This is a genomic window from Mesotoga sp. HF07.pep.5.2.highcov, from assembly GCF_003666285.1.
GTDB classification, from domain to species: Bacteria; Thermotogota; Thermotogae; order Petrotogales; family Kosmotogaceae; genus Mesotoga; species Mesotoga prima.
In genome coordinates this window covers 1-3,119 of the sequence record NZ_JFHJ01000541.1, presented here as the reverse complement: position 1 = coordinate 3,119, position 3,119 = coordinate 1, and the positions used below count along the sequence as shown (strand labels likewise).

The following is a 3,119-nucleotide window of genomic DNA, read 5'->3' as shown; positions in this document are numbered from 1 at the left end:
TGAAGAAATTCTCTCTTTCCTCGAATAAAAAGGAGGACACAACTTTGATACACTCTAGACCGCAAGTCGTGGTCAGTAGATGTCTCGGATTCGATACCTGCAGATACAACGGCCAGATGATTCCAAGCAAATTCGTCAAAAGGCTGAAGAAATACGTCCAGTACTTTACCGTGTGTCCCGAATTCGATATCGGACTTGGTGCACCGCGAGCCCCTGTAAGAATGGTAAGAAAGTCCGATGGAATAAGGTTAATTCAACCCCTGACAGGTAACGATGTTACAGAGCGTCTCACAGATTACTCTCACAGGTTTCTCGATGGTTTGAGCGGAGTTGACGGTTTTATTCTCAAATCTGCATCGCCAACCTGTGGCATAAAAGATGTGAAAGTGTATCCCGGGGAAGGTAAGGTAATGTCATCCGGTAGAGACTCTGGTTTTTTTGGAGGAATCGTTATTGATAGGTTCAACTTCCTTCCAGTTGAAGACGATGGAAGGCTATCAAACTTCATAATAAGAGAGCACTTCTTGACCACACTTTTCACGGTCTCCCGGTTCAGAGAACTCTCGAATAATCTTACCAGGAAAGGGCTGGTGGATTTTCAATCTGACAACAAGCTGCTATTCATGTCGTACAATCAAAACGAAATGAGGATTATGGGTGCAATTGTGGGGAAGATGGATTCCAGAGATATTAGAGAAGTCTATGACGAGTATTCCTCTCATTTCTACAAAACGATGTCAACCCCACCAAGACACACCTCGCACATCAATGTCTTGATGCATGGACTGGGTTACTTTTCAAAGTACATATCGTCTTCGGAAAAGAGATTCTTTCTCGACACACTCGAAAGATATAGGGAGGGAAAGATTCCGCTGAGCGTCCCTCTATACATTTTACGATCTTACGTCGTTGCATTTGAAAGCGAATATCTCGCGCGGCAGACTTTCTTCGAGCCTTATCCTGAAGACCTCGTCGAAATAACAGATTCTGGAAAGGGCAGATCGGGAAAATGAGAGCAGATAGGGCCCACAAGTTGAATAAGAGCAGTGATCGACGCGGGAATCTTGTTTTATACTGGATGCAAGCTTCACAGAGAACTGAAGAGAATCATGCTCTTGAACTTGCTAAACAAAAAGCGAAAGAACTTGATGTTCCACTTGCTGTGCTTTTCGTTCTAAACGCTAATTACCCCTCAGGAAACCTGCGGAGTTTTTCCTTCATGTTTGACGGTTTGAGAGATGTGAAATCGGAGTTCGAAGAACAGGGAATCCGCTTCGTGATTTTTAAGGGAGATCCGGTCGATATAGTCCCCAAAGTATCTAAACGTTGTGCTATGGTGGTAACAGACGTAGGTTATCTACGACACCAGATAGACTGGAGGAAGAGGATCGCTGAAAAACTAGAATGTCCGTTTCTTTCTGTTGAAAGTAATGTGGTAGTTCCTGTAAGAACGGCAAGTTGTAAAGAAGAATACAGCGCAGCGACTTTCAGGAAGAAGGTTATGAAGCATTTTGCTGAATTCGTAAGTGATTTCGAATCTGTGGAACTAAGTTTCAGAGCTTCGCTTGCTGAATTTGAAGGTGCTACGGGTATTGAAGACGTTGATCTTTCCGACCTTGACCAGAGCGTATCCATTATCTCCGGTTTCCGAGGGGGTCAGAAAGAAGCAAAAAGGAAACTTGAGATATTTCTCTCGAAGAATCTAGACCGGTTTGAAGAAGAGAGAAATGATCCGAATTCCGGGTGCCTGTCAGAAATGAGCCCCTTTCTTCACTTTGGACACATTTCACCTTCTTACATCGCACGAAGAGTAATCGATTCCTGTTCAAGGGGGAAAAATGCGTATATCGAAGAACTGGTGGTCAGGAGAGAACTGAGTATGAACTTCGTCTTCTATAATTCCAAATACGATTCCTTTGAAGCACTGCCTCAGTGGGCTCAGAAGACTCTGAATGAGCACCGGAAGGACAAGAGAGTTCGATCCTTCTCACTTTTCGAACTTGAAAGTGGTAAGACCGATGATCCTTACTGGAATGCAGCTCAAAAGGAAATGACCCTTACCGGGAAAATGCATGGTTACATGAGAATGTACTGGGGAAAGAAGCTTCTTGAATGGAGCACCGATCCCGAAAGCGCTATTAGCTCGGCAATATACCTTAACGACAAGTATGAACTGGACGGACGGGATCCAAACGGGTACGCCGGTATCCTTTGGTGCTTTGGAAAACACGACAGAGCGTGGTCTGAACGCGAGATCTACGGTAAGGTCAGATATATGAACTCAAACGGTCTCAAAAGGAAATTCGATATCGATTCCTACGTCAAAAGAATCGATAATCTGTCATTCGACAGAAAGTGACGAACTGAAAACTTCAGTATCAATTACTTTTTCATCTTTCATTACTTCCAGTTCAAGTATTAGGTCATAAATGCCTGGGACAAGGCCAAGAATCTTGATCGCCTTTCTTGGGTATGTGAAGGCCTGAGTAACAAATTCCCCGCGACCGGGTGAGTGGAGCGTGGCGTATACTTTTATGGTTCTAGCCTCAGTAAGGAGAACGCTTGTTACAGCAATTTCATATCCTCCAGTAGGTTTTTCTCCGGCTGCTATTATCAGGACGGGTTCGCCTGATATTACCGAGGTTTCTCTGAACCCTTTTTCTTCCACAACACCAACGGAAATTCCTGATTCAATGCTCCTCTCTATCTCTAATGCAAGGCATTCATACTCAAGCTTTTTCACCGCATCCTCCAAAACCGATTCATAGTCAAGTACTAATTCCATTACGGACAACGAATACCCCCTTTCAAATGATAACAAAAACGGCTTCATTACAAAATAAAGCCCCTGTCTAGCCAAGGAAACTATCTTCTCATAGCATTCACCATTTACTTTCAGCTGAATTGATGCCTCCCGTTCCTGCTCTTCGCTTTCAGGATCGAATAGCCAACCTGAAGCAATAATCACAACTTTATTGGAATCGCTTGCAGAAAGAACGGAGAAATCAACGCTCTTTGTTCTAGTTCCTGTGCTTTCATCGAGTACGAGCGGCTCGTAACTTGAAAGCTCCGTGTAGTCTACCTGAAAAGCGACCAGAAAAGGGGAAAGAAGAACAATG

The 3,119-nt window shown here is 43.9% G+C and carries 3 protein-coding genes; 2 read left to right on the top strand and 1 reads right to left on the bottom strand.

Annotation, left to right across the window (positions count from 1 at the left end; genetic code table 11):
- Both BG32_RS11545 and BG32_RS11540 read left to right on the top strand, forming a co-directional pair.
- Positions 1-1,013, top strand: a 1,013-nt coding sequence (locus tag BG32_RS11545) for a DUF1722 domain-containing protein (protein ID WP_259459699.1), incomplete at its 5' end; no start/stop codon positions are given.
- Positions 1,010-2,359, top strand: a complete 1,350-nt coding sequence (locus tag BG32_RS11540) for a deoxyribodipyrimidine photo-lyase (RefSeq protein ID WP_006492132.1) — start codon at positions 1,010-1,012, stop codon at positions 2,357-2,359. The genes BG32_RS11545 and BG32_RS11540, both read left to right, overlap by 4 nt.
- Here BG32_RS11540 and BG32_RS11535 read toward each other — a convergent pair.
- Positions 2,342-3,118 carry a protease complex subunit PrcB family protein gene (locus BG32_RS11535; RefSeq protein ID WP_259459698.1) on the bottom strand — a complete coding sequence of 259 codons (777 nt, stop codon included), beginning with the start codon at positions 3,116-3,118 and terminating at the stop codon, positions 2,342-2,344. The genes BG32_RS11540 and BG32_RS11535 overlap by 18 nt on opposite strands.
- Between the last annotated feature and the right edge of the window lies 1 nt (position 3,119).

Excerpts from the sequence above, each read along its gene's own strand:
- BG32_RS11540 (WP_006492132.1), top strand. The coding sequence starts at position 1,010 with ATGAGAGCAGATAGGGCCCACAAGTTGAATAAGAGCAGTGATCGACGC.